This window comes from Sulfurimonas gotlandica GD1, assembly GCF_000242915.1.
In the GTDB taxonomy this organism is placed as follows: domain Bacteria; phylum Campylobacterota; class Campylobacteria; order Campylobacterales; family Sulfurimonadaceae; genus Sulfurimonas; species Sulfurimonas gotlandica.
The window spans coordinates 1,801,065-1,822,625 of record NZ_AFRZ01000001.1; the positions used below are offsets into that span (position 1 = coordinate 1,801,065).

The 21,561-nt window shown below is 33.7% G+C and carries 24 protein-coding genes; 19 read left to right on the forward strand and 5 right to left on the reverse strand.

Translation table 11 applies throughout. The features are described from left to right. Nucleotides 1–9: 9 nt before the first annotated feature. Genes SMGD1_RS08900 through mltF form a run of 5 tightly spaced genes read left to right on the forward strand, consistent with a single transcriptional unit; the run spans nt 10 to nt 5,811 of the window. Complete coding sequence (locus SMGD1_RS08900) at nt 10–237, forward strand: FeoA family protein (protein WP_008336398.1); 228 nt, start codon at nt 10–12, stop codon at nt 235–237. Continuing rightward, nucleotides 234–2,372 carry a ferrous iron transport protein B gene (gene feoB, locus SMGD1_RS08905; protein ID WP_008334962.1) on the forward strand — a complete coding sequence of 713 codons (2,139 nt, stop codon included), beginning with the start codon at nt 234–236 and terminating at the stop codon, nt 2,370–2,372. Before SMGD1_RS08900 ends, feoB begins: the two co-directional genes overlap by 4 nt. Nucleotides 2,373–2,405: 33 nt before the next feature. Then, entirely contained in the window at nt 2,406–3,068 is a 663-nt protein-coding gene (locus SMGD1_RS08910; protein ID WP_008336466.1) for a response regulator transcription factor, read from the forward strand. Between the two features lie 2 nt (nt 3,069–3,070). Beyond that, nucleotides 3,071–4,345 carry an ArsS family sensor histidine kinase gene (locus SMGD1_RS08915; protein ID WP_008335787.1) on the forward strand — a complete coding sequence of 425 codons (1,275 nt, stop codon included), beginning with the start codon at nt 3,071–3,073 and terminating at the stop codon, nt 4,343–4,345. A gap of 23 nt (nt 4,346–4,368) precedes the next feature. Next, nucleotides 4,369–5,811, forward strand: coding sequence for a membrane-bound lytic murein transglycosylase MltF (mltF, locus tag SMGD1_RS08920; protein WP_008336007.1), 1,443 nt, complete (start codon nt 4,369–4,371; stop codon nt 5,809–5,811). Nucleotides 5,812–5,836: 25 nt separating this feature from the next. On the opposite strand, the gene rsfS is transcribed toward mltF, so the two are convergent. Both rsfS and nadD read right to left on the reverse strand, forming a co-directional pair. Then, on the reverse strand, nt 5,837–6,181 hold the full coding sequence (rsfS, locus tag SMGD1_RS08925; protein ID WP_008336751.1) for a ribosome silencing factor: 345 nt from the start codon (nt 6,179–6,181) through the stop codon (nt 5,837–5,839). Further along, nucleotides 6,171–6,713: a nicotinate (nicotinamide) nucleotide adenylyltransferase gene (gene nadD, locus SMGD1_RS08930; RefSeq protein WP_008336082.1), complete on the reverse strand. Its 543-nt coding sequence runs from the start codon at nt 6,711–6,713 to the stop codon at nt 6,171–6,173. The genes rsfS and nadD overlap by 11 nt, the downstream gene beginning before the upstream one ends. Nucleotides 6,714–6,789: 76 nt before the next feature. Between nadD and gap the strand changes: the two genes are divergently transcribed. The 6 genes from gap to SMGD1_RS08960 all read left to right on the forward strand — a co-directional run bounded on the left by gap (nt 6,790) and on the right by SMGD1_RS08960 (nt 12,387). Beyond that, a complete protein-coding gene (gene gap / locus SMGD1_RS08935; protein WP_008337008.1) occupies nt 6,790–7,791 on the forward strand; it encodes a type I glyceraldehyde-3-phosphate dehydrogenase in 1,002 nt (333 codons plus the stop codon). Nucleotides 7,792–7,799: 8 nt separating this feature from the next. After that, nucleotides 7,800–9,002 carry a phosphoglycerate kinase gene (locus SMGD1_RS08940; RefSeq protein WP_008336914.1) on the forward strand — a complete coding sequence of 401 codons (1,203 nt, stop codon included), beginning with the start codon at nt 7,800–7,802 and terminating at the stop codon, nt 9,000–9,002. A gap of 1 nt (nt 9,003) precedes the next feature. Next, entirely contained in the window at nt 9,004–9,717 is a 714-nt protein-coding gene (locus SMGD1_RS08945; RefSeq protein ID WP_008335964.1) for a triose-phosphate isomerase, read from the forward strand. A gap of 11 nt (nt 9,718–9,728) precedes the next feature. Continuing rightward, on the forward strand, nt 9,729–10,550 hold the full coding sequence (gene fabI / locus SMGD1_RS08950; RefSeq protein ID WP_008335179.1) for an enoyl-ACP reductase FabI: 822 nt from the start codon (nt 9,729–9,731) through the stop codon (nt 10,548–10,550). Nucleotides 10,551–10,700: 150 nt separating this feature from the next. Continuing rightward, the gene (locus SMGD1_RS08955; protein ID WP_008336030.1) at nt 10,701–11,363 is read left to right on the forward strand and encodes a TorF family putative porin; all 663 of its coding nucleotides are present in this window, start codon (nt 10,701–10,703) and stop codon (nt 11,361–11,363) included. Between the two features lie 64 nt (nt 11,364–11,427). Next, nucleotides 11,428–12,387 (forward strand): ABC transporter permease, encoded by a 960-nt coding sequence (locus tag SMGD1_RS08960; RefSeq protein WP_008336423.1) that lies wholly within the window; start codon nt 11,428–11,430, stop codon nt 12,385–12,387. Nucleotides 12,388–12,396: 9 nt separating this feature from the next. Here the strand turns inward: SMGD1_RS08960 and nusA are convergent, their stop codons facing one another. Then, nucleotides 12,397–13,530, reverse strand: coding sequence for a transcription termination factor NusA (nusA, locus tag SMGD1_RS08965; protein ID WP_008335761.1), 1,134 nt, complete (start codon nt 13,528–13,530; stop codon nt 12,397–12,399). A 160-nt stretch (nt 13,531–13,690) separates the two neighbouring features. Between nusA and SMGD1_RS08970 the strand changes: the two genes are divergently transcribed. Genes SMGD1_RS08970 through SMGD1_RS09005 form a run of 8 tightly spaced genes read left to right on the forward strand, consistent with a single transcriptional unit; the run spans nt 13,691 to nt 19,237 of the window. After that, nucleotides 13,691–13,936: an HP0268 family nuclease gene (locus tag SMGD1_RS08970; RefSeq protein ID WP_008336902.1), complete on the forward strand. Its 246-nt coding sequence runs from the start codon at nt 13,691–13,693 to the stop codon at nt 13,934–13,936. 10 nt (nt 13,937–13,946) lie between these two features. Further along, nucleotides 13,947–15,248 carry a tRNA (N6-isopentenyl adenosine(37)-C2)-methylthiotransferase MiaB gene (gene miaB / locus SMGD1_RS08975; RefSeq protein ID WP_008336360.1) on the forward strand — a complete coding sequence of 434 codons (1,302 nt, stop codon included), beginning with the start codon at nt 13,947–13,949 and terminating at the stop codon, nt 15,246–15,248. Further along, nucleotides 15,241–15,864: a lysophospholipid acyltransferase family protein gene (locus tag SMGD1_RS08980; protein ID WP_008336925.1), complete on the forward strand. Its 624-nt coding sequence runs from the start codon at nt 15,241–15,243 to the stop codon at nt 15,862–15,864. Before miaB ends, SMGD1_RS08980 begins: the two co-directional genes overlap by 8 nt. After that, nucleotides 15,854–16,309 carry a hypothetical protein gene (locus SMGD1_RS08985; protein WP_008336601.1) on the forward strand — a complete coding sequence of 152 codons (456 nt, stop codon included), beginning with the start codon at nt 15,854–15,856 and terminating at the stop codon, nt 16,307–16,309. Before SMGD1_RS08980 ends, SMGD1_RS08985 begins: the two co-directional genes overlap by 11 nt. Beyond that, entirely contained in the window at nt 16,290–17,126 is an 837-nt protein-coding gene (locus SMGD1_RS08990; RefSeq protein WP_008336171.1) for a tyrosine-type recombinase/integrase, read from the forward strand. The genes SMGD1_RS08985 and SMGD1_RS08990 overlap by 20 nt, the downstream gene beginning before the upstream one ends. Next, the gene (locus SMGD1_RS08995; RefSeq protein ID WP_008335592.1) at nt 17,123–18,145 is read left to right on the forward strand and encodes a hypothetical protein; all 1,023 of its coding nucleotides are present in this window, start codon (nt 17,123–17,125) and stop codon (nt 18,143–18,145) included. Before SMGD1_RS08990 ends, SMGD1_RS08995 begins: the two co-directional genes overlap by 4 nt. Continuing rightward, on the forward strand, nt 18,142–18,714 hold the full coding sequence (locus SMGD1_RS09000) for a hypothetical protein (protein ID WP_008335181.1): 573 nt from the start codon (nt 18,142–18,144) through the stop codon (nt 18,712–18,714). Before SMGD1_RS08995 ends, SMGD1_RS09000 begins: the two co-directional genes overlap by 4 nt. Next, entirely contained in the window at nt 18,704–19,237 is a 534-nt protein-coding gene (locus SMGD1_RS09005; RefSeq protein WP_008341174.1) for a hypothetical protein, read from the forward strand. Before SMGD1_RS09000 ends, SMGD1_RS09005 begins: the two co-directional genes overlap by 11 nt. Here SMGD1_RS09005 and tilS read toward each other — a convergent pair. Then, complete coding sequence (gene tilS / locus SMGD1_RS09010) at nt 19,226–20,227, reverse strand: tRNA lysidine(34) synthetase TilS (RefSeq protein WP_008335686.1); 1,002 nt, start codon at nt 20,225–20,227, stop codon at nt 19,226–19,228. The genes SMGD1_RS09005 and tilS overlap by 12 nt on opposite strands. Further along, the gene (gene rimO, locus SMGD1_RS09015) at nt 20,220–21,533 is read right to left on the reverse strand and encodes a 30S ribosomal protein S12 methylthiotransferase RimO (protein WP_008336270.1); all 1,314 of its coding nucleotides are present in this window, start codon (nt 21,531–21,533) and stop codon (nt 20,220–20,222) included. The genes tilS and rimO overlap by 8 nt, the downstream gene beginning before the upstream one ends. Between the last annotated feature and the right edge of the window lie 28 nt (nt 21,534–21,561).

A 21,561-nucleotide genomic window follows, 5' to 3' on the forward strand; every position in this document is an offset into this window, starting at 1 on the left:
AATATATTTATGAAAACATTAAAAGATTGTAACAAAGCATGTATAGTAAAAGTTGTAAAGTTACACGCTGAGACAGATTTGAAACAGAGATTGATATCATTTGGAATCATGAAAGAAGCAGTTATAGAAGTATTAGAATACTCTACTGCAAAGAGTACAATAGAAGTTAAAGTAGGTAAGATGAGAATAGCTCTGCGTGCGAAAGAAGCTCAGTTAATAGAGGTAGAACAGATATGAAGGGAATAGATGTAAAAGCTTGTCCAGTCATTGCTAAACATATAAAAATAGCTCTAGTAGGACAACCTAATGTTGGTAAGAGTATGCTTATCAACTCTGTGTCAAACGCGCATCTGCATGTAGGAAACTTCTCGGGTGTAACGGTCGATAAAACAGAAGTACTTTTTGATTATAAAGATTATCATTTTACTGTTGTAGATCTTCCCGGGACTTACGCATTCACTGACTATACTATTGAAGAGAGAGTTACGCATGACTATCTTTGTGCAGAGAGTTATGACCTTATAATCAATGTAGTTGATTCTACAAATTTAGAGAAAAACCTTCAACTTACGTCTGAGCTTATGAGTATGAGTAAGAGTATTGTAATCGCTCTAAATATGAGTGATGAGGCAGATAAAGAGGGTGTGTCAATAGATGCAGCTTATATGTCAGAACTTCTTGGCATCCCTTGTGTAAAAGTATCTGCTGTAACAAAAATTGGTATTGAAAATCTTTTAGATGCCGTTATATCTGTACGTGAACAAGAAAAGCAAGAATCAAAATTAATCTTTAGTGAGCCAGTTGAAGAAGAGATATCAACAATAGTAAACTACCTCTCTAAGCATAAATATGATGCTGTAAACTCATATAGAAATGTAGCAATAAACTTACTGAAAAACAATAAAAAAACCTATGCTAAACTTCATGATGACCCTATCTGGACAGAGCTTCAACCAATACTTATTGACTCTTCAAAGCACGTAGAACTTCACCATGACAGTGATGATATTAAAGAAGCTTTTGCAGAGGAATATGCATCGTTTAACAGAGGTATTATTGCCGAAGTTTTTAAGCAAGATGCAAGAGAAGAGCAAAAAACTTTAACTGAAAGAATAGACAATATTTTAATTCATCCATTTTTTGGAATCCCAATATTTCTATTTTTCATGTGGGCACTTTTTCAACTGACTTTTGAGATTGGTTCTATCCCTATGGATTGGATAGACGCGTTTTTTGGTTGGTTCGGTGATACTGTTGGCGCTACAATAGCAAACGATGATGTTAGATCACTTATCGTTGATGGAATAATTGCCGGTGTTGGAGCTGTTATCCTTTTTGTTCCAAATATCATCATCCTATTTATAGGTATAGCACTATTGGAGAGTACAGGGTACATGTCCAGGGTTGCTTTTTTACTTGATGGTTTTTTCCATAAGTTTGGAATGCACGGACAATCTTTCATCCCGCTAGTTACTGGATTCGGGTGTTCTATCCCCGCATATATGAGTGCAAGAATACTTAAAAATGATCGTGATAGACTGCTAACTCTTTTCATAATCGGTTTTATGAGTTGTGGGGCGAGGCTTCCTGTTTATGTACTTTTTGCAGGTGCATTTTTTAGCCCTGAGATGGCGGGAAATATCCTTTTTGTCATCTATATAGGTGGAGCTATGATTGGTCTTATAGCTGCTAAAATTTTAAAACTGACAGCGTTTAAAGGTGCTGATGAGCCGTTTGTAATGGAGATGCCAAAGTATAGGCTTCCTTCTGCCAAACTAATCTGGCACACAGTTTTGACTAAGACGATGATGTATTTGAAAAAAGCAGGTACTTTTATTGCAGCTGCATCTATGCTAATTTGGTTTTTAAGTAACTACCCACATAATCTGGACTTAGAAAAAGAGTATGCAGCTAAGATAGAAATGGCTGTGCAAGAAGATGAAAAGAAAATACTTTCAAACAAGTTCGCTGAAGCTAATCTAGAGCAAAGTTATCTTGGGCAGATCGGAAAATTTTCTGAACCGATTTTTGCACCATTAGGTTTTGACTGGAAGATGAGTGTTGCTCTTCAAACTGGGCTTGCTGCAAAAGAAGTTGTTGTATCGACTCTAGGTGTACTTTATGCTCTTGGAGATGATGTAGATGAAGAGAATAACTCTCTTATTAATGCTATTAGTAAAAATATATCTTTTGCATCTGCAATAGCATTTATTGTTGTTATTATGATTTATCTGCCATGTTTAGCAGCATCTATTGTTTTTACTCGTGAAGCAGGAGGGATAAAGTATTTCTTTTACCTTTTTGCATTTACATCTGTTGTAGCTTATTCACTTTCATTTATAGCATACAATATAGCTTTGATGTTCTCTTAACCAGCTATTAGTTTATCTCTGTTAAAATCTCACATGAAAAAAATATTAATGATTGAAGATGACTTAGAATTAGCAGAGATACTAACAGAGTATCTTGAGCAGTTTGAGTTTGAGGTTATCACAGAAGATGACCCTTTTAAAGCTGTAAGTATATTAAAATTGGAGCCATTTGATTTAGTAATCTTGGACTTGACACTTCCAGGAATGGATGGTTTGGAAGTTTGTGAAGCAATTCGTGAGAGACAGGATATTCCTATAATCATATCATCAGCAAGAAGTGATGTTACAGATAAAATAAAAGCACTTGAGCTTGGTGCTGATGACTACTTGCCAAAGCCATATGACCCAAGAGAACTAGAAGCAAGAATTCACTCAGTTCTTAGACGTTACGCGGCAAAATCTGAAGCAAAAGAAGAGTCTAAAAGTGACTTTAAATGTGATACCTCATCTATGATGATTACATATAAAAGCAGAAATATAGACCTTACAAACGCAGAATTTGGAATACTTGCTTATATGATTGCTAAACAGGGACTGGTGGTCTCAAGAGAAGACCTTATCCATAACGTAAATGCTATAAATGAAGACTCTTCAAACAAAAGTATAGATGTTATGGTTGGAAGAATCAGAAATAAACTAGGCGATAAAACTCTTATAGAGTCAGTTCGTGGTGTTGGATACAAGTTACTTAAGTAATAATGAAAAAACACGCCGTTCTCATAACTGTACTTTTTGCACTAGCAGTTACACTTGTTAGTGTTAGTGCAGTTTTCTGGGAATTTTACAAACTTAATAAGCATCAATATATAGACCATATCTTCTCAAAACACGAAACAATTACTCAGATATATCGTGAACACCTTCAGAAAAATACTTCACAAATCATGCTTGAAGCAAACTTGGCAGTCTATAAGTTTGTAATAGAAAATGATGAGAATGAAAAAAAAAGAATTTTAGAAAATTCAAAACTATTAAAACATAAAAATTTTAAAAGAGTCGATGAAGCTATTATGTTAAACAATCAAGGTCTTTACACTCAAAAAGTTGTTCGTGATCTTAGAATATCAATGGTTGAATTAAGCAAGACTATATACTTTTATATAGAGTCTCCTATTGGCTCTGTTATGATTCAAGATGAAGAGTTAAAGCCATATAAATACTATTCAATTGCATACTCATATTTGACAATTATATTAATTATTTCTATCTCATTTGTACTTATTTTACAAAGACTCAGACCACTTATTCGCCTAAGAAGAAAGATTGCTCTTTTTGGAAACGGAGATATGAATATCTCTTTTAAAACTTCAGGAAGTGATGAGATAGCACTAGTCTCAAATGAACTTGAATCAACAAGAGAGAAGATTAATTCATTGCTAGATTCTAGAACACTATTTTTGAGAAATATTATGCATGAGCTAAAGACACCAATTGCAAAGGGAACTATTGCTACTCAGATGCTTCGTACTACAAAAGAAAGAGATAGATTTAGTTCTATTTTTGGCCGTTTGGAGACGCTTGTGGAAGAGTTTGCTCTTATTGAAGAAGTAACAAGTGTGCATGATAAGAGCGACTTTAAAGAATACAGACTTATTGACATTATAGACGGAGCTATTGATATGGCTATGATTGATAGAAGCAGTGTAACGATAGATATAGATGCCATGCCTAAATTGATAGTCAGCTACAGATTATATACAACAGCGATAAAAAATATGATAGATAACGGTATCAAATACTCCCCAGATTCTCATGTAAAAATTTTGATAATAAATAATGAATTGTGTTTTGAGAGCAAGGGTGAGTGTATAGCGCATCCACTTCAATACTATATAGAACCTTTTACAAAAGAAAATCCATCAAAAAATAGCTTTGGTTTGGGACTTTATCTAGTTGACTCTATTTTAAAAGTGCATGAGCAGGTTTTGGCGCATGAGTATGATAATGGAGTTAATCGTTTTATTTTTGCATAAGTTTTTATCTGTAAACTATTGTAATGAATAAAGTAGATAAAAATATTAAAATTTTACTTATTGTTTTTTTTGCATTCTCGTTCTTTATTTTTGGCTGGATTAGTCACTCCGCTTATAAGCCTGGAAACAGAATAGAGAAGCCATCAGTTTTAGATGAGATAAAAAAGACAAAAATTCTTAATGTTGTCTTATTAAATGCCCCTTCAACCTATTACATAGGAACTGATGGGGCACAGGGTTTTGAGTATGAGCTACTTCATTCTTATGCTGAGCATCTTGGTGTGACTCTAAATATTACTACTGCAAATACAATAAAAGAGGCTATAAAGTTCTCTAAACTTCCACATATACATATTACTTCAGCATCTCTGGCTAAAACTAAAGCTCGTGAGAGAACTTTTAACTTTGGACCCTCCTATTTTGAAGTTCAAGAACAGGTTATTTGTAATCGTGGGATGCTAGGTAGCGGAAAGTTCCCAAGAGATGTGGAAAGTCTTGCCGGACTTAGTATCACAGTAGGTGATGGAACTAGTTATAGTGAAACTATAAAATCATTGCAAGAAGATGGTTTTGACATAAATGCAACACTTGATTCAGAGCTCTCAACAGAAGAGCTCTTAGAACAGGTAGCATCTCATAAGATAGACTGTACTATAGCGGATTCAAATATTTACGCACTAAATCAGAGATATTTTTCAGGGATTACACAAGCTTTTGTTATAAGTGAAAGAGAACAGTTGGCATGGGTATTAGCGGAAAATTCAAAAGAATTAGCAGCTGATATGTATTCGTGGTTTAATGGTTTTAATCAAAGTGGTAAATTAGCACAGCTTAAAGACCATTACTACAGCTATGTACTTTTCTTCGACTATTACGACAACAAAATGTTTTATAAACGTGTAAAATCAAGACTACCAAAATATAAAGAATATTTTGAAAAGTATGGAACACGCTATGGAATTCCTTGGACTGTTTTGGCAGCACAGTCCTATCAGGAGTCACATTGGAACCCAAAAGCAAAAAGTTTTACAGGAGTTAGAGGCTTGATGATGTTGACTCTTCGTACTGCGAAATTACTTGGTGTAAAAAACCGTCTAGATCCTGAGCAAAGTATAAAAGGTGGAACAAGACATCTCAATCAGATGCTAATTAATGTTCCCAAAGAAGTAGAGGGTGAAAACCGCCTAAAATTTGCACTTGCTGCTTACAATATTGGAATGGGACACATAAAAGATGCGCAAGATCTAGCTAAAAAGATGGGACTGAACCAAAATATATGGAGTGATTTGAAACAAGCTTTACCACTTCTTTCTCAAAAGAGATATTACCAAAAATTAAAACATGGGTATGCAAGAGGAAGTGAGCCTGTTCGGTATGTTGATTCAATATATGACTACAGAGATATCTTACAAAACATTAATGAAGACGAAGATGAAGATGAAGATGAAGAAGAAGAGAAAAAGTAGTTTTTCCTCTCTCTTGTTTTGAGGTTTAAAGTACCTCACCATCTTCACCCTCTTTACCAGTTGCAAGAGCGCTTAAAAAACTTTCCATGTCATATTTTACTCTATACTCTGGAGTCATAATATGAATAAGTATATCTCCTAAATCAACAACTATCCAATCACCACTCTCATCAACATTGTTAAATTTCTCAGCAGGTTTAAGATCATCTTTTAGGTGATTTAGTAGAGCAGCTGTATGTCTTGGTCCCAGTGATGAAGCAATGATTGCATATTCAACGAAATAATTTTTGGCTCTTAAGTCAAAAACCTCTATTCCCTCAGCTTTGTTTTTGTCTAAAGAATTAGTGATATTATCAATTCTATTTTGCATTTTGTTCCTTATAATATTTTTCAATTTCAATCGCACATTTTTGTGGCAATTTTCTTTTATCTATCTTCTGTCTTAAAGTGGTTGATGAGATGTCTACATCTACACTTAGTTTCATAAAGCCCTTTGGTATTTCTAGAGATTCTCTTGAAGCAACTATAAAAGTTACTAACTCTTTTAGCTCACGGTAGTCCGTCCACTTATGAAGAGTTTCAAGATTATCAGCTCCAATAGTGAGATATATCTTTTTGTATGTTTTCAAAAGATACTTTACACTCTCTATTGTTGGGACTTTCTCAGCTTTTGAGACTTCAAAATCACTAATCTCAACATTTTTGTAATCAGAGAAAATCTCTCTTAGCCACTTTAGTCTTAACTCAGAAGGGGCATAAGATTGTGATTTAAAAGGATTTAAATATGTTGGCATGACGATGACTTTGTCAATCTCTTTTATGTTCAGTAAAGCCCTGACAATTGCCTCATGAGCGATGTGAGGTGGATCAAAAGATCCGCCAAATAGTGCAATAGTTTCCATAGGCTTCCCAAATTTAAAGCGAATTATAGCTAGTTTTAGATAAAATAATACAATTTTTTTAATTTTAGGAAATATAATGGCACTTAAAATAGCAATTAATGGATTTGGTAGAATTGGTCGTTGTGTAGCTCGAATAGCAGCTACAAGAAGTGATGTTGAAATTGTAGCTATAAATGACATGGCTAGCATGGACATGATGCTTTATTTATTAAAGAATGATTCTGTTCACGGAACATTTAAGAGTGAGATAGAGCAAATTGATGAAAACAACATCAGTATTGATGGACAAAATATTAGAATTTTTAGTGATCGTGATCCAATAAACTTAAGTTTTGCTGATTGTGGTGCTGATATGGTTTTAGAATGTACAGGTGTGTTCTTAACTCAAAAATCTGCTCAGGTTCACATTGATAACGGTGTTGAAAAAGTTCTTTTTTCAGCTCCTGCAAAAGATAAAGAGACTCCAACATTTGTAATGGGTGTAAATGAAAATGAGTACGATGGTCAAAAAATCGTTTCAAATGCTTCATGTACAACAAACTGTTTAGGTCCTGTAGCAAAGGTTTTAGATGATGCATTTGGAATTCAAAAGGGTCTTATGACTACTATTCACTCATATACAAATGATCAGAATATCTTAGATGTTAAACACTCATCAGACAAAAGACGTGCAAGAGCAGGTGCTATTAATATGATTCCTACAACTACTGGTGCAGCAAAAGCAATAAGCCTTGTAATGCCTCAGCTTCTAGGTAAGCTTCATGGACAAAGTGTTCGTGTTCCAACTCCTGATGTTTCTATGGTTGATTTAAACGTTGTCATATCAAGACAAACTACAAAAGAAGAAGTGACGGCAGTGTTTAATGAGATGGCAGATACTAAACTAAAAGGCCTTTTACTGATGGACAAAGAGATGAGAGTATCTCAAGACTTTGTTGGATCTACATACAGCTCAATTGTTGCAGAAGATTTAACTCAAGTCATTGGTGGCGATATGGTTAAAATTATGGCTTGGTATGACAACGAGTGGGGTTATTCAATGAGACTTATTGATATGGCTCTTCACATTAGTAAATAGGACAAAAATTGGAACTATTAAATATTAAAAACCTAGATTTAGCAGGTAAAAAAGTTTTCATAAGATGTGATTTTAATGTACCGATGGATGAGTTTGGAAATATCTCCGATGATAGAAGAATTCGTTCAGCAATTGCGACTGTAAACTATTGTTTAGATCAAAATTGTGCAGTTATTTTAGCATCTCATTTTGGTCGTCCAAAGGGTGAAGTAAATGAAAAATACTCTTTAGTCCCTGTAGCCAGAAGAATTCAGCATCTACTAAAAAGAGATGTTGTGATGGCTAAAGATGTTGTTGGTGAAGATGCAATGGCTAAAGCTTCTGTACTTAAAGATGGAGAAGTTTTACTTTTAGAAAATCTTCGTTTTGAAGCAGGTGAGACTCAAAATGATGCAGAATTTTCTAAAAAGCTTGCTTCTATGGCAGATTTCTATATCAATGATGCATTTGGTGTAAGTCACCGTGCACACGCTTCTGTTGAAGGTATTACCCATTTATTTGACAACAAACATAAAGCAGCCGGTTTTTTACTGGAAAAAGAGATTAATTTCTTTGGTAAACTCATTGATGCCCCTGTACGTCCGTTTGCTGCGATTGTAGGCGGTTCAAAAGTCTCAGGTAAACTAGAAGCACTTATAAACCTACTTCCAAAAGTTGATAAGATCTTTATCGGTGGCGGTATGGCATTTACATTTTTGAAGCAGATGGGCTATAACATAGGTGCTTCTCTTGTAGAAGATGACCTTCTTGAAGATGCTCAGCATGTTATGGATGAAGCAAGAAAACTTGGTGTTAAATTTTATCTGCCGGTTGATGTAATAGCAGCTGAAAAATTTTCTGCAGATGCAGTTAGTAAAATTGTTACAGCACAAGAGATACCTGATAATTGGATGGGTCTGGATATTGGACCTGCAACAGTAAGGCTTTACAGAGAAGGGCTTAATGATGTCCAAACAGTTCTTTGGAATGGACCAATGGGTGTTTATGAGATGGAGAAATTTGCAAGAGGTTCTAGTAAAATAGCTCACTTTGTTGCAGATAGCTATGCTACGACTGTTGTTGGCGGTGGTGACACTGCTGACCTTGTTCAACGTGTAGGTGTTGATGATGAGATGAGTTTTATCTCTACTGGCGGTGGAGCTTCTTTAGAACTATTGGAAGGCAAGATTTTACCAGGTGTAGCACCATTAGTAATTGAAAAAAAGGCATAAAATGATTATAGCTGCAAATTTAAAAACAAATTTAACTCGTAAACAAACATTAGAATATGTAAATGAATTAGAGGATTTTTTAAATAAAAACAATATTTCTCAAGAAGTTTTAGTTTTTCCTGCAGCATCTTCACTTAATGCTCACAGTGGAAAAGTAATAATTGGCGCTCAAAATGCTTATGCTACCGCAAATGGAGCATATACCGGTGAAATAGGGCAGGACCATTTAGATGAATTTGGTATAAAAACTATTCTGATTGGTCATAGTGAAAGACGTCATATCTTAGGTGAATCTCAAGAAGAACTTGTAAAAAAGTTTAACTACTATAAAGAGTTAGGCTACAAAATCATTTACTGTGTTGGTGAACCTTTAGACGTACGAGAAGCTGGATATGAACCAATGATAGAGTACATTTCAGATCAGTATGAAGGTATAGATACAAATTATGAAAATCTAATTATCGCCTATGAGCCAGTCTGGGCGATTGGTACAGGTCTTACACCTACACTAGAAGAGATAGAAGCAACACATAAAGATTTAAAGAAAAAATCACCTGCACCGCTTCTTTATGGAGGCAGTGTTAAAGTTACAAATGCAAATGATGTTTTAGAGTTGCAGAGCGTAGATGGGATACTAGTTGGAAGTGCAGCACTTTATGTAGAGCACTTTTGTACAATGTGTGAATATGCACAAAAAATTGAAAATAAAAACTAAGGATAAAATGTATGATAATGAAGGGTAAAAAAGGTCTAATCGTAGGTCTTGCAAATAATAAATCAATAGCTTATGGAATCGCAAAATCTTGTGCTGACCAGGGTGCAGAAATGGCATTTACATATTTAAATGATGCACTTAAAAAAAGAGTTGAGCCAATTGCTAAAGAGTTTGGGAGTGATAAAGTTTATGAACTAGACGTATCAAATGAAGAACACATGGCAGGAATTGCAGAACTAATAGAGAAAGATTTTGGAAAGATTGACTTTTTGGTTCACTCTGTTGCATTTGCACCAAAAGAAGCACTTAGCGAGCCTTTTATTAAAACTACAAAACAAGCATTCCAAATTGCTATGGATATATCTGTATACTCTTTAATAGACCTAACAAACCGATTAGAGTCTGTTTTAACTGACGATGCTTCAATCTTAACTCTTTCATATCTTGGTGGACCAAAATACATTGTTAACTATAATGTAATGGGTGTTGCAAAAGCTGCATTAGAATCAACTGTCAGATATATGGCTGTTGATCTAGGTAAGAAAGGTCAAAGAGTAAATGCTATCTCTGCTGGTCCAATTAGAACTCTTGCTGCTGCAGGAATTGGCGACTTTAAACAGATTCTAAACTGGAATGAAATCAATGCTCCATTAAAGAAAAATGTTACGACTGAGCAAGTAGGTAATTCAGCTATGTATCTTTTAAGCGACCTAGCATCTGGTGTTACAGGTGAAGTTCATTATGTTGACAGTGGATACAATATTATGGGTATGGCAGCTGCTGAGACAACTGCAGAAGGTAAAACAGTTCTTTCATGGGATATGAAAGACTAATAAATATATATAAATAGTAAGAGTTTATTCTCTTGCTATTCCTCCCCCATTTAAATAACAATCAATAAAATGATGAAAAATTAATCAATAGTCTATATCTTTTATATCTAATATATGTAATAATTATTTCATCAAAACAAAGGAAACAAAATGAAATTTATTAAACTTAGTTTAGCAGCAGCTCTTGTTGTATCTGTAGCATTTGCAGAAGAAAAAAAATCTGATTTAGGTGTTAGTGCTAATGTTGCTATGGCAAGTAACTATGTATGGAGAGGTATGACTCAAAGTGCTGATTCACCAGCGATTCAAGGTGGAATTGACTTAGACTACAAGGGACTATATGTTGGGGCATGGGGGTCTAATGTAAAGTTTACAGGAAGTGATGCTTCAATGGAACTGGATGCTTATGCTGGTTATAAAAATGAAATTGCAGGCATAGGTTATAACATAGGGTATATCCAATATGCATATCCTAATGATTCTAAGGCTTTAAATTTTGGTGAGGCTTACATCGGACTAAGTTATGATTTTAAAGTAGTTGAAGTTAGTGCAAAATATAATCTAGGTATTAAAACAGATACTATAGATCCTGAAAATGCTTATGAAGGTGGTGTAAGTGTACCTCTTCCTATGGATATCAGTATAGATGCAACTATAGGTAACTATGAGAACACAGGAGTATATTACATTGCTGGAGTTAGTAAAAAAATTGATAAATTTAAATTTACTGTAGCTTATAGTGCTATGGATTATAAAGCTTCTACAACTAAAACAGAAGAAAATGTTATAGCAACTGTTTCTGCAAGTTTCTAATTAATTAAATATTTAACTCTCTTTTCCTGTTTTTAGGGAGTTAAATTTTGATATAATCTTCTCTATGTTACTTTTATCAAAAAAACTTTTTTATCTGCTATTTATGTTACTGTTAATTTCAGTAATTTCTTTTTTAGCTATTCATGCCGCACCAAATAGTTTCTTTGCAGCCGGAGAGTTAAATCCAAATATGACTAAAGAGGCAATAGAGCAGTTAAAAGCTGTGTATGGCTTAGATAAATCACTTCTTGGACAATATGTTGACTGGGTAAAAAATATAGCTACTCTTAATTTTGGCATATCATTTGTAAGTGGACAAGATGTAAGCGCAGAGATTTTCAAACGACTTCCTATTACATTAATAATGAATATAACAGCTCTTGTAGCAGTCTTTGTATTATCATTATATCTAGGTGTAAAAGCAGCATTAGAGTATGAGAAAAAGACAGACTATATTATTCGTCAAATTTCTTTGGTCTCTTTTTCGATGCCCTCTTTTTATTTGGCACTTATTTTTATAATATTTCTTTCATTAAATTTAGACCTATTCCCAATAGCCGGACTTCACTCAATAGAAGAAAAAACAGGTTTGGATTACTACATAGATATGGCTTGGCATCTAGTGCTTCCAGTTGGAGTTATGATATTTGTAGGACTTGGTAGTATGATAATCTATATACGCTCTTTAACATTAGAAATACTAAAGAGTGATTACTATTATTTTGCACTTTCCCGAGGACTTGATAAAAAGAAATTACTTCGCTATTACATACTTCCAAATCTTTTACCTCCTATTATTACTCTATTGGGTTTATCACTCCCAGGATTAATTGGTGGTAGCGTTATTTTAGAGTCTATATTTGGGATAGAGGGAATGGGACAACTATTTTTTATGTCTGCTCTAAGCAGAGATTATCCAATAATTATGGGTACTCTAATGATAACAGCATTTTTAACACTTTTGGGGAATATGATTGCGGATTTAATCCTATTAAGATTAAATCCGTATATGAAAAGAGGTTAGTTTATTGAATTAATTAAACAACGCTTCAAGTGCGTCAACACCATCTTTAGCTTCTTCGATCTCACCATCTTCTGTAGTTACAGTGTTGTTTTCAACAAGCTCTATATTTAATCCAGTAAGCATAGAAGCTAGACGGATATTAATACCGCTTTTACCAATAGCTTTTGATTTTTGATCAGCTGGAAGTGTGATGATTGCTTTTTCAGCTTCTCCATCTTCATTTCTAATGATTTCAACATGAGAGATAATAGCAGGACTCATAACACGAGATATAAAAAGTTCAGGAATTGTTGTGTACTCTACACAGTCAATATTTTCTCCTATTAACTCTTGGCTAACAGCATTAATACGAACACCCTTAACACCGACAGTAGCACCAACAGCATCTACTTGAGGGTGAGTACTAAGAAGTGCGATTTTGGCTCTCTCACCAGGAATACGTGCACTTCTCTCTACTATAACAACACCATCAGCAATTTCAGGAACTTCAAGAGCTAATAGTTCTTCTAAAAACTTAGGACTTGTACGAGAAAGTTCTATTTGGATGCCATTTTCTTTATCCAGATTAACACGGCGTACTACAGCTTTTAAGTGATCGCCTTTTTTAAATACTTCACCTTTAATACGGCTTTTCATTGGTAATATAGCACGAACTTCATCTACTTCTATATATGTAGCGTTATGAGAATCGACACTAGTTACACGACCTGTTACAAGTGATCCGATTTTTGATTTATATTTGTTAAAAAGTTCATCTTCTACAAGTCTTTGAATATGGTACTCAATTTCACGGTGAAGCTGAGAAGCTCCAGTTCTTCCGTATTCTTCGAGGTCATGAGGAACTTGTAGCTGATCTTCAAGTTCCACTTGATCATCATATTCTCTAGCGTCTGTAATAGATATGTACGCAGGGGCAACTTCTTCATCTTGAAGTCTTTGGTCATCATCTGCTAAAACAGTAATAGTTTGAACAATTTCGATGCTTTTTGTAGATTCATCAATACTTGCTTCAAAAGCAAAATTTCTATCAATAACTCTTTTTGCAGTTTGAACAAAAGCAGTTTTTAAAGCCTCTAAAACTTTCTCTGGTTGAAGCCCTTTTTCGTGAGCAATTGCATCAACAATATCTAAAATTTTTTCCATTAATATGTCCTAGTGAAGGTAATCTCATAAAAAACAGCTGCAATAATTGTGGGATTTCTTATGAAGTGGTGAAATTATAGCAAAAATAACTTTAATATGACTTTTAGTAGAGTTTGTATATAATGCAAGACTTTTATATAGTCAAGAATAAGGAAACATAATGGATTTAAAATTTGCTAGAACAGATATTGATACAAAACCAAAAAAAGCTGATTTAGAAAAAATCGAAGCAAGCGTTGAAAAAGAAGGAAGTGTAATTTTTTACTTCGATAGAGAAAACTCTCACAAAGATTTACTAGAACTTCAAGATTATTTTGAAGAAAAAGGTAAGAGTTTTTACCTTAGTGAAGTTAAATTCGGACTTTCTGATAACGAATATATGTACCAAGTACACATAATTAGCTAGAGATTATTTAATGAGCAAAAAGTTATTTATTGAGACATTAGGTTGTGCTATGAACTCTCGTGATAGTGAGCATATGATTGCTCAATTGACTGAAAAAGAGGGTTATGAAGCGATTAGTGACTTTAGAGAAGCTGACCTTATTTTAATAAATACATGCTCAGTTAGAGAGAAACCAGTCTCAAAACTTTTCTCGGAACTTGGTATTTTTAATAAAAAGAAAAAGCCAGGTGCTAAAATTGGTGTTTGTGGTTGTACAGCTTCTCATTTAGGTGAAGAAATTATTAAAAGAGCACCATATGTAAACTTTGTTTTAGGTGCGAGAAACGTATCTAAAATTACTGAAGTTTTACATAAAGACAAAGCAGTTGAAATAGATATTAATTATGATGAGAGTGAATTTGCATTTGATGATTTTAGAACATCTCCTTACAAAGCTTTCATTAATATATCTATTGGTTGCGACAAGGCTTGTACTTACTGCATCGTTCCTAAAACTCGTGGTGATGAGATATCTATTCCAGATGCACTTATTATTCGTGAAGCCGAGAGAGCAGTAGATAGTGGTGCAAAAGAAATTTTTCTTTTAGGACAAAATGTAAATAATTATGGTCGTCGTTTTTCAGGCGAACATGAAAAAGTTAACTTTTCAGAACTACTAAGAAGACTAAGTAAAATAGAAGGATTAGAGCGTCTTCGTTTTACTTCTCCTCATCCTTTTCATATGGATGATGAGTTTATAGAAGAGTTTGCGTCTAACCCTAAAATCTGTAAATCAATGCATATGCCGCTTCAAAGTGGTTCTACAAAAGTTTTAAAAGACATGAAAAGAGGTTACTCGAAAGAGTGGTTCCTGAATCGTGTTGAAAAACTTCGTGCTGAGTGTCCTCAAGTTAGCATCTCTACTGATATTATCGTTGCTTTTCCCGGTGAGAGTGATGAAGATTTTGAAGATAGTTTAGATGTTATGCGTCAAGTTAGATTCAATCAGATATTCTCTTTTAAATATTCGGCTCGTCCAGAGACTGAGGCTGAGCATTTTACAAATACTGTTGATGAAGAGGTAGCTTCTGATAGATTAACAGCACTACAAAGTCTTAACACTGAGATCGTAGATGAAATCAATGCTACATCACTTGGTAAGACCTATAGAGTATACTTTGAAGAATTGATTAAAGACTACTTTGTAAGTGGAAGAAGTGATAATAATATTGTCATAAAAGTAAAAGGTTCGGATGAGCTTTTAGGTGAATTTAGAGATGTTAAGATAACTTCCATTGGAAGAACAATTTTAACAGGTGAAGTAGTTGCGTAAAAAGATTTCTCGCTATCTTGCTCTACTTTTTCTACCTTTCATAGCCTCATTACTTATTAGGTTTATTTACCTTACAAATAAAAAAGAATTTCATGCTCCAAAGACAATAGGGGAAGAACCGACAATCTTTGCATGCTGGCATGGTGAATTGCTTATGTTACCTTATTTATACTTCCATTATAGAAAAACTCCACATGCAAATGTTTTAATATCTTCACATTTTGATGGTCTTTTAATTTCAAAAACTATAAAGTTTTTTGGGCTTGGAACTATTGCCGGTTCTACAAACAGAAATGCAGCAAGAGTGCTTATACAAGCGATCAAGAGTCTAAAAGATGGCTATGACATAGGCATTACTCCAGATGGACCAAAAGGGCCACGACATGAAGTTGCAGATGGTATAATGATAATGGCGCAAAAAACTAGGGCAAAAGTATCTATTATCAGAATAAGACCTACAAAGTATTGGCAGTTGAATAGTTGGGATAAATTTATAATTCCCAAGCCCTTTGGTACTCTACATTATTATGCAAGTGACTCTATAGATATAAGTGATATGGATATAGAAGATGCTAGAACTTTACTCAAAGAGAGGTTAGACAAATATGAGATCTAGAATATTGATTCCAAGTGTAGCTTTTTTAATGTTAGTTGTAATGGGTGGATACTTTCTTGTAAATCCATCATATGAAAAATCACTCAAAGCAAAGTATTACTATGAAGTTGGGGAGTACAAAGAGGCGTTAGCTCTTGCAAAAGAGGCATTTAGCATTGATGTTTACAATCGTATGGCTTCAACTATCATGGCGCAGTCTATTACTTCTTTAAAATATGTTTCTTACATTGATGATGCTAAAAAATACATGCATGATATAAATAAAATTGCCACTCACGATGTTATTTCAGATGCTGATAAAGCAAAGATAAGAACAATGTGTAACATAATGTTAAGTGCATATATCAAACTTGCTCCTAGTGTCGTTACCGATACAGACTTAGTAGATGAAGCCGCAAGATATCATGATAACTTTGAGAAACTACTTGAAAAAGTTAATAAATAGCAAAAGAGTAGAATTTTTACAATCACTAGAAGACTTTAGGGGTTACTCTGAGCTTACAATAAAAAGCTATGATGAGGCAATCACGGAAGCACTTCGATATGTAGAAATCATAGAAGAAGATACCCACACTACTATAAATCTTATGCCATACCGTATTAAAATTTCACAATTAAATCCAAAAACAATAAGTAAAAAACTCAGTGCAATTAGAACTTTTGTAAAGTACTTAAATGACAATAAAATAAAAATTTATTTAAAAGCAGATGAGAGTGTTAAAGTGGCAAAAACACTTCCTAAGCCAATTTCACATAAGCATATACTTGAAGCACTAGAACATGCAGAGTTTTACGAGAGATTTGTTGTAACAATGCTTTACTCATTGGGACTAAGAATATCAGAACTTGCATCTTTAAAGTTGAGTGATATCTCTGATGAATGGATTAGAGTTTTAGGTAAGGGAAACAAACATAGAGATGTCCCACTTTTGCGCACAACTAGAGAGTTAATAGATGAATATTTATCCAATAATTGTCCAAAAATATTTCTTTTTGAAGCAAATGATGAAAGATTAAGCGAAAACAGTCTAAGATATACAGTTAATAAAGTCTTTAAAAGAGTAGGTCTCAAAGTAACGCCTCATCAGCTCCGTCACTCTTACGCGACAGCACTTCTAAATAGTAGTGCACCAATAGCTGATGTAAGTGAATTACTAGGTCACTCTAGCATGGCGACAACACAAATATATACAAAATTAGGTAGTGCATTGAAACAACAAAACTATAACAAAGCACATCCCCTTTGCGGAGATGAGCAGTGATAGGTAAGCTTTTTGAAGCTTTATATCATAAAGTATTTGTCAATATAGTTGTCCAACGTTCAAAAAGCATTGTATATGTAGAAGAGTGCAATAAAAAAGGTATGATTAACAGCGATTCAGAGAGTTTCAGCACCACTGAACTCAGTAATAAAATGCATGAGTATATTAACTCTTTTATCTCAGAATCTCCATTTCATTATATTTCTGTTTTAGATACGTCAGATGCTCAAGGGGCACTACCTACTTGTTCAAGTAGAGATATGTCTATCTTTCATGATTTAACATCATCAAAATATATTTGTCATCAAAATCAATGGGCATACTACACATCAAAGGCTGATCTTGATGTTATTCAACATAACTACGCAAAAATTGGTGTAGACTTTATATTTTCCCCATTTGTTATTCTCTCAAATTTTTTTAAAGACAAGATAAATACTAATCTAGCACTATATATTCTTCTGGAAGATAACTATATAACTATATGTGTTTTTGATAACTCAAGACTTCTTTTTGGTGAGCATTTAGACATGGAACATGGTGATGATCATGAGGATATGCTCATAGATGAGACTGGCGAAGATGATATGGATCTTGACCTAGACGGCAGTATAGATTTAGATGATATAGATGCCATGAATGATATTGAAGGATTAGATGATTTTGGAGATATCGAAGACTTAGATACTATTGATGAAATTGATGAATTCGCAGAATCAGAAGAAGAAGATGATAAAGAAGAATTTAGAGATGAAGAAGATGAACCATCTGTAGAAAATATTAGAGGTTTTAACGAGGATTATCAGAGATTTTCACTTATTCAAAGTTCAATAAACAGATTTTATAAAGATTCTAAATATGAGAGTAAATTTGTAGAAAGTGTTTATATCGCAGATGCTGTAGGTGTTAGTGGGGACTTAAAGAGGTACTTGGAAGAGGAGATGTTTTTAAGTGTTTTTGTTAGACAATTAGATCTTGGTGCTGAAGTTTGTGAGATAGCAAAGGCAGAGTTAAAATGAAATATAGCTATATAAAACCTCGTAAAAAGCATGTTTTATCATCAGAGCTGCAACTTCTTTTTAGTTTTTTCAGCATTACTCTTTTTATGCTTTTTATAACATATCTCTTCTTAGTTTTTAAAGATTACAGATTCATTCAAAATACGCAGGAAATTGTTGAAAAAAGAGCTGAGTTAGAATCTGGAATAATTAATATGAAAGCTCAGATTACTTTTATAGAAAAAGAAGTTCTATTATGCGAGCGAATCAACACTAAGAATACAGTTCTTAAAGATTCAATCGCAAACCTTTTTGATTTGGTACCACAAAGAATCACTCTCTCTGAAGCTTCTTTACTAAAAAATGGGCTTATACTTTATGGTATTACTCCAAACAAGGATGTATATAACTTTATGCTTCAGGCACCTCTTCGTTCTATATTTCACAGAACATATAGTAGTTTTTATCCGGCACCAAATGGATGGCTTAAATTTGTGTCCACAAACTATATTGATGAAGATGAATTAGAATTAGAATTAGAACCTCAAATGATAGATAAAAAAGAAGAGGAGTCTGATAATGAAAATTAATATATCAAGACAAAGTATCTATTTGCTGTCAATATCTATGTTTTTACTTCTGTTTGTACTTCTTTTTTCATTTCTTGTATTGATTCCAAAAGGAAAAGAGTACAGAGAGCAAAGAAGCTTGTTAAATAAAGACACACTTGAGTATAGAAGGTATGAAGAGTTCAGCAATTCAACCCTAGACAAACTTAAGCAACTTCAAGCTGATAATGCACATATTATTACTGCGCTTGACAACTCGTTTAACAGCGAAAGGTTTGAGAAACAGCATAGTACTTATTTTACTTCACTCAAATTATCTAAGATTGAGGCTTTAGAAAATGAAGACGAATTTGCTGTTTATGAGGTGAATACAACTTCATCAATTAACTCTCCACAGAGTTTTTATGAGTTTTTAGATGCTATAAATAAAGGTGATTGGATTATTGGAATTAATTTTCCTATAAACTTTAAAAGAGATTCTGAGTTAATAACTTCATCATTTACGATGAAAATTTACAGCACGCAAAAAGTTTCAGTTAAGTAGCTCTTTTACGCTTCTAAAAAGTTCTTCATTCTTATAAAGATATGGGCGAATTTTTGGCTCGATCTTTAAAATTCTACACTCTTCTTTAAACTCATGAGACATATTTATTTCAGCATCATCTTTTGAATATGGTACTATAAAAATAAAGCCTTTATTTTTACTAACTAAAAATTTTCTGCCAACAACCAGAGATTTTTCATCTTTTAATAATTCTCTCTCATTTGCACTAAGCATATATAGTTTTGATTTTAATATTTTGTCTATGATAAATATATCAGCTCTTTGTTTTTGCATACTTTTAAAGTATGATAAATCATCTATATGTCTAATCTCAACTTCTGGGATAAGGGTTTCTCTATCATCGTCTAGATAGTCAAAACTTTTTTTAATTCCGCTAAGATATTTATCTAGTAGAGGAGCTGAGTAGTTATGTCTAAAAGAGTTTCTCTTTATAGTCTCATTTAAGTTAGTCTCATCTTCAAAATATTTAATATTATCTCTACCTAGATATTCATATAGTTCTTGTTTGTCCAGGTGAAGCAGAGGTCTAACTAGAGTATAAAACTCTCTTTGTTGAACCTTTTGCATTCCTGCTATTTCAGCACAGCCGGCACCTTTACAAAATTGCATGAGCATCCACTCAAATCTGTCACCAAGATGATGAGCCGTTAGAAGGTTATCATAGCCATATTCTGATATGAGTTTTTCGAAAAAATCATATCTAATTTCTCTTGCCTTTGATTCGAAGTTTTTGCTAATTTTTGGAGATACAAGTGTATGGCACTCTAAGTTATATTTAGATGCCAACTCTTTTGCATACTCTACTTCTTTTATACTCTGAACTCTTTCGTTATAGTTGACAATAGCAATATCAAATTTTATGTTTTGTTTGAGAAGCAGAAAGAAGAGGGCAGTGGAATCTGCACCTCCTGAGAAGGCTAGAAGGTTTTTTTTATTTTTAAGTAGTTCTAGCGATGAAATTTCAAGCATTGTCTACTGTTGCAGTTAAGATATTCCCAACAAGCTCAGTCACTTTAGCTTTGTAGATTTTACCAAACTCTAATTCATCATCTTTAGTTCTGTCATTAACATATATTTCACCGTCAATCTCAGGTGCCCAGATAGTTTTCCTAGCACTTAAAAGATACTCATGCTCATTACTCTCTCCGTCAATTATAAGCTCTATATCTTTGCCTACTTCATTTTGTAGAGATTTATGTGTGCACTCAGATGCTATGTCTCCAAGTATCTGAGCGCGAGACGCAATAAGCTCAACAGAAATCTTATTACTCATATCATATGCAGGAGTTGTCTCTTCATCAGAGTATGAGAAAACATTGATTCTATCAAACCCAAAAGATGCTGCAAATTCACACATCTCTTCAAACATCTCCTCAGTCTCATCCGGATGCCCTACTATAAAACTAGTTCTTACAAATGAGTTTGGAAGCCCTCTCATAAAGTCTAAAAGTTCTATTGTTTTGTCTTTTCCAAAACCACGTTTCATCATACGGAGCATATCATCATTTATATGTTGGATCGGCATATCAAAGTAGTTATGAAAGATCTCACTTTTTGCTATATTTTTCAAAAGTGAGATAGTTGTAGTTGATGGGTAAAGGTAGAGGATTCTTGCACTTTTAACGCCTTCTATAAGCTCAATTCTTTGAATCAGAAGACTTAGCCCGTCTTTGATATTTTGATCTCTAAGGTATGAAGAGCTGTCTTGTGATACAAAACTAAAATCATAATAACCTTTGGCTACTAAACCCTCAACCTCTTTAGCAATAGAATCCAGATTACGAGAGTTTAGTTTACCTTTAAAAGATGGAATTGCACAAAAGCTACATGTTTGGTTACAGCCCTCAGATAGTTTAATATATGCGTGGTAAGTTGAGCCGGTTACAACTCTCTCACTCCCGTCAATTAAAAATACTTCATCAGAAAAACGGCTCTTTTTCTCACGTAAAAGTTCATCAATATGGTCATAATCACCAACCCCGGTAAAGATATCTACTTCTGGCATCTGAGTAGCTAAATCTTCTTTATATCTCTCACTAAGACAACCAGCCATTACCAATACAGAATCTTCTTTTCTTGCTTCATGAAGGTTAAGAACAGTATTTATAGATTCTTGTTTTGCAGCATCTATGAAACCACAAGTATTTACTATGATCACGTCAGCTTCAGACTCAGTATCTGTAAGCTCAAAGTTTTGAAGTTTCCCCATCATTACTTCTGTATCGACAAGGTTTTTTGTACAGCCAAGAGAGACTATGTGAAGTTTGTTGCTCATTATTACTACTTTTAAATATTTTTCGTAT

Coding starts and splice junctions, on each gene's coding strand:
- SMGD1_RS09000 (WP_008335181.1), top strand. CDS start 18,142: ATGAAATATAGCTATATAAAACCTCGTAAAAAGCATGTTTTATCATCA.
- SMGD1_RS08955 (WP_008336030.1), top strand. CDS start 10,701: ATGAAATTTATTAAACTTAGTTTAGCAGCAGCTCTTGTTGTATCTGTA.
- nusA (WP_008335761.1), bottom strand. CDS start 13,530: ATGGAAAAAATTTTAGATATTGTTGATGCAATTGCTCACGAAAAAGGG.
- nadD (WP_008336082.1), bottom strand. CDS start 6,713: ATGGAAACTATTGCACTATTTGGCGGATCTTTTGATCCACCTCACATC.
- gap (WP_008337008.1), top strand. CDS start 6,790: ATGGCACTTAAAATAGCAATTAATGGATTTGGTAGAATTGGTCGTTGT.
- mltF (WP_008336007.1), top strand. CDS start 4,369: ATGAATAAAGTAGATAAAAATATTAAAATTTTACTTATTGTTTTTTTT.
- SMGD1_RS08915 (WP_008335787.1), top strand. CDS start 3,071: ATGAAAAAACACGCCGTTCTCATAACTGTACTTTTTGCACTAGCAGTT.
- SMGD1_RS08960 (WP_008336423.1), top strand. CDS start 11,428: ATGTTACTTTTATCAAAAAAACTTTTTTATCTGCTATTTATGTTACTG.
- miaB (WP_008336360.1), top strand. CDS start 13,947: ATGAGCAAAAAGTTATTTATTGAGACATTAGGTTGTGCTATGAACTCT.
- SMGD1_RS08970 (WP_008336902.1), top strand. CDS start 13,691: ATGGATTTAAAATTTGCTAGAACAGATATTGATACAAAACCAAAAAAA.
- rimO (WP_008336270.1), bottom strand. CDS start 21,533: ATGAGCAACAAACTTCACATAGTCTCTCTTGGCTGTACAAAAAACCTT.
- SMGD1_RS08910 (WP_008336466.1), top strand. CDS start 2,406: ATGAAAAAAATATTAATGATTGAAGATGACTTAGAATTAGCAGAGATA.
- SMGD1_RS09005 (WP_008341174.1), top strand. CDS start 18,704: ATGAAAATTAATATATCAAGACAAAGTATCTATTTGCTGTCAATATCT.
- SMGD1_RS08945 (WP_008335964.1), top strand. CDS start 9,004: ATGATTATAGCTGCAAATTTAAAAACAAATTTAACTCGTAAACAAACA.
- SMGD1_RS08985 (WP_008336601.1), top strand. CDS start 15,854: ATGAGATCTAGAATATTGATTCCAAGTGTAGCTTTTTTAATGTTAGTT.
- fabI (WP_008335179.1), top strand. CDS start 9,729: ATGATAATGAAGGGTAAAAAAGGTCTAATCGTAGGTCTTGCAAATAAT.
- feoB (WP_008334962.1), top strand. CDS start 234: ATGAAGGGAATAGATGTAAAAGCTTGTCCAGTCATTGCTAAACATATA.
- SMGD1_RS08900 (WP_008336398.1), top strand. CDS start 10: ATGAAAACATTAAAAGATTGTAACAAAGCATGTATAGTAAAAGTTGTA.
- rsfS (WP_008336751.1), bottom strand. CDS start 6,181: ATGCAAAATAGAATTGATAATATCACTAATTCTTTAGACAAAAACAAA.
- tilS (WP_008335686.1), bottom strand. CDS start 20,227: ATGCTTGAAATTTCATCGCTAGAACTACTTAAAAATAAAAAAAACCTT.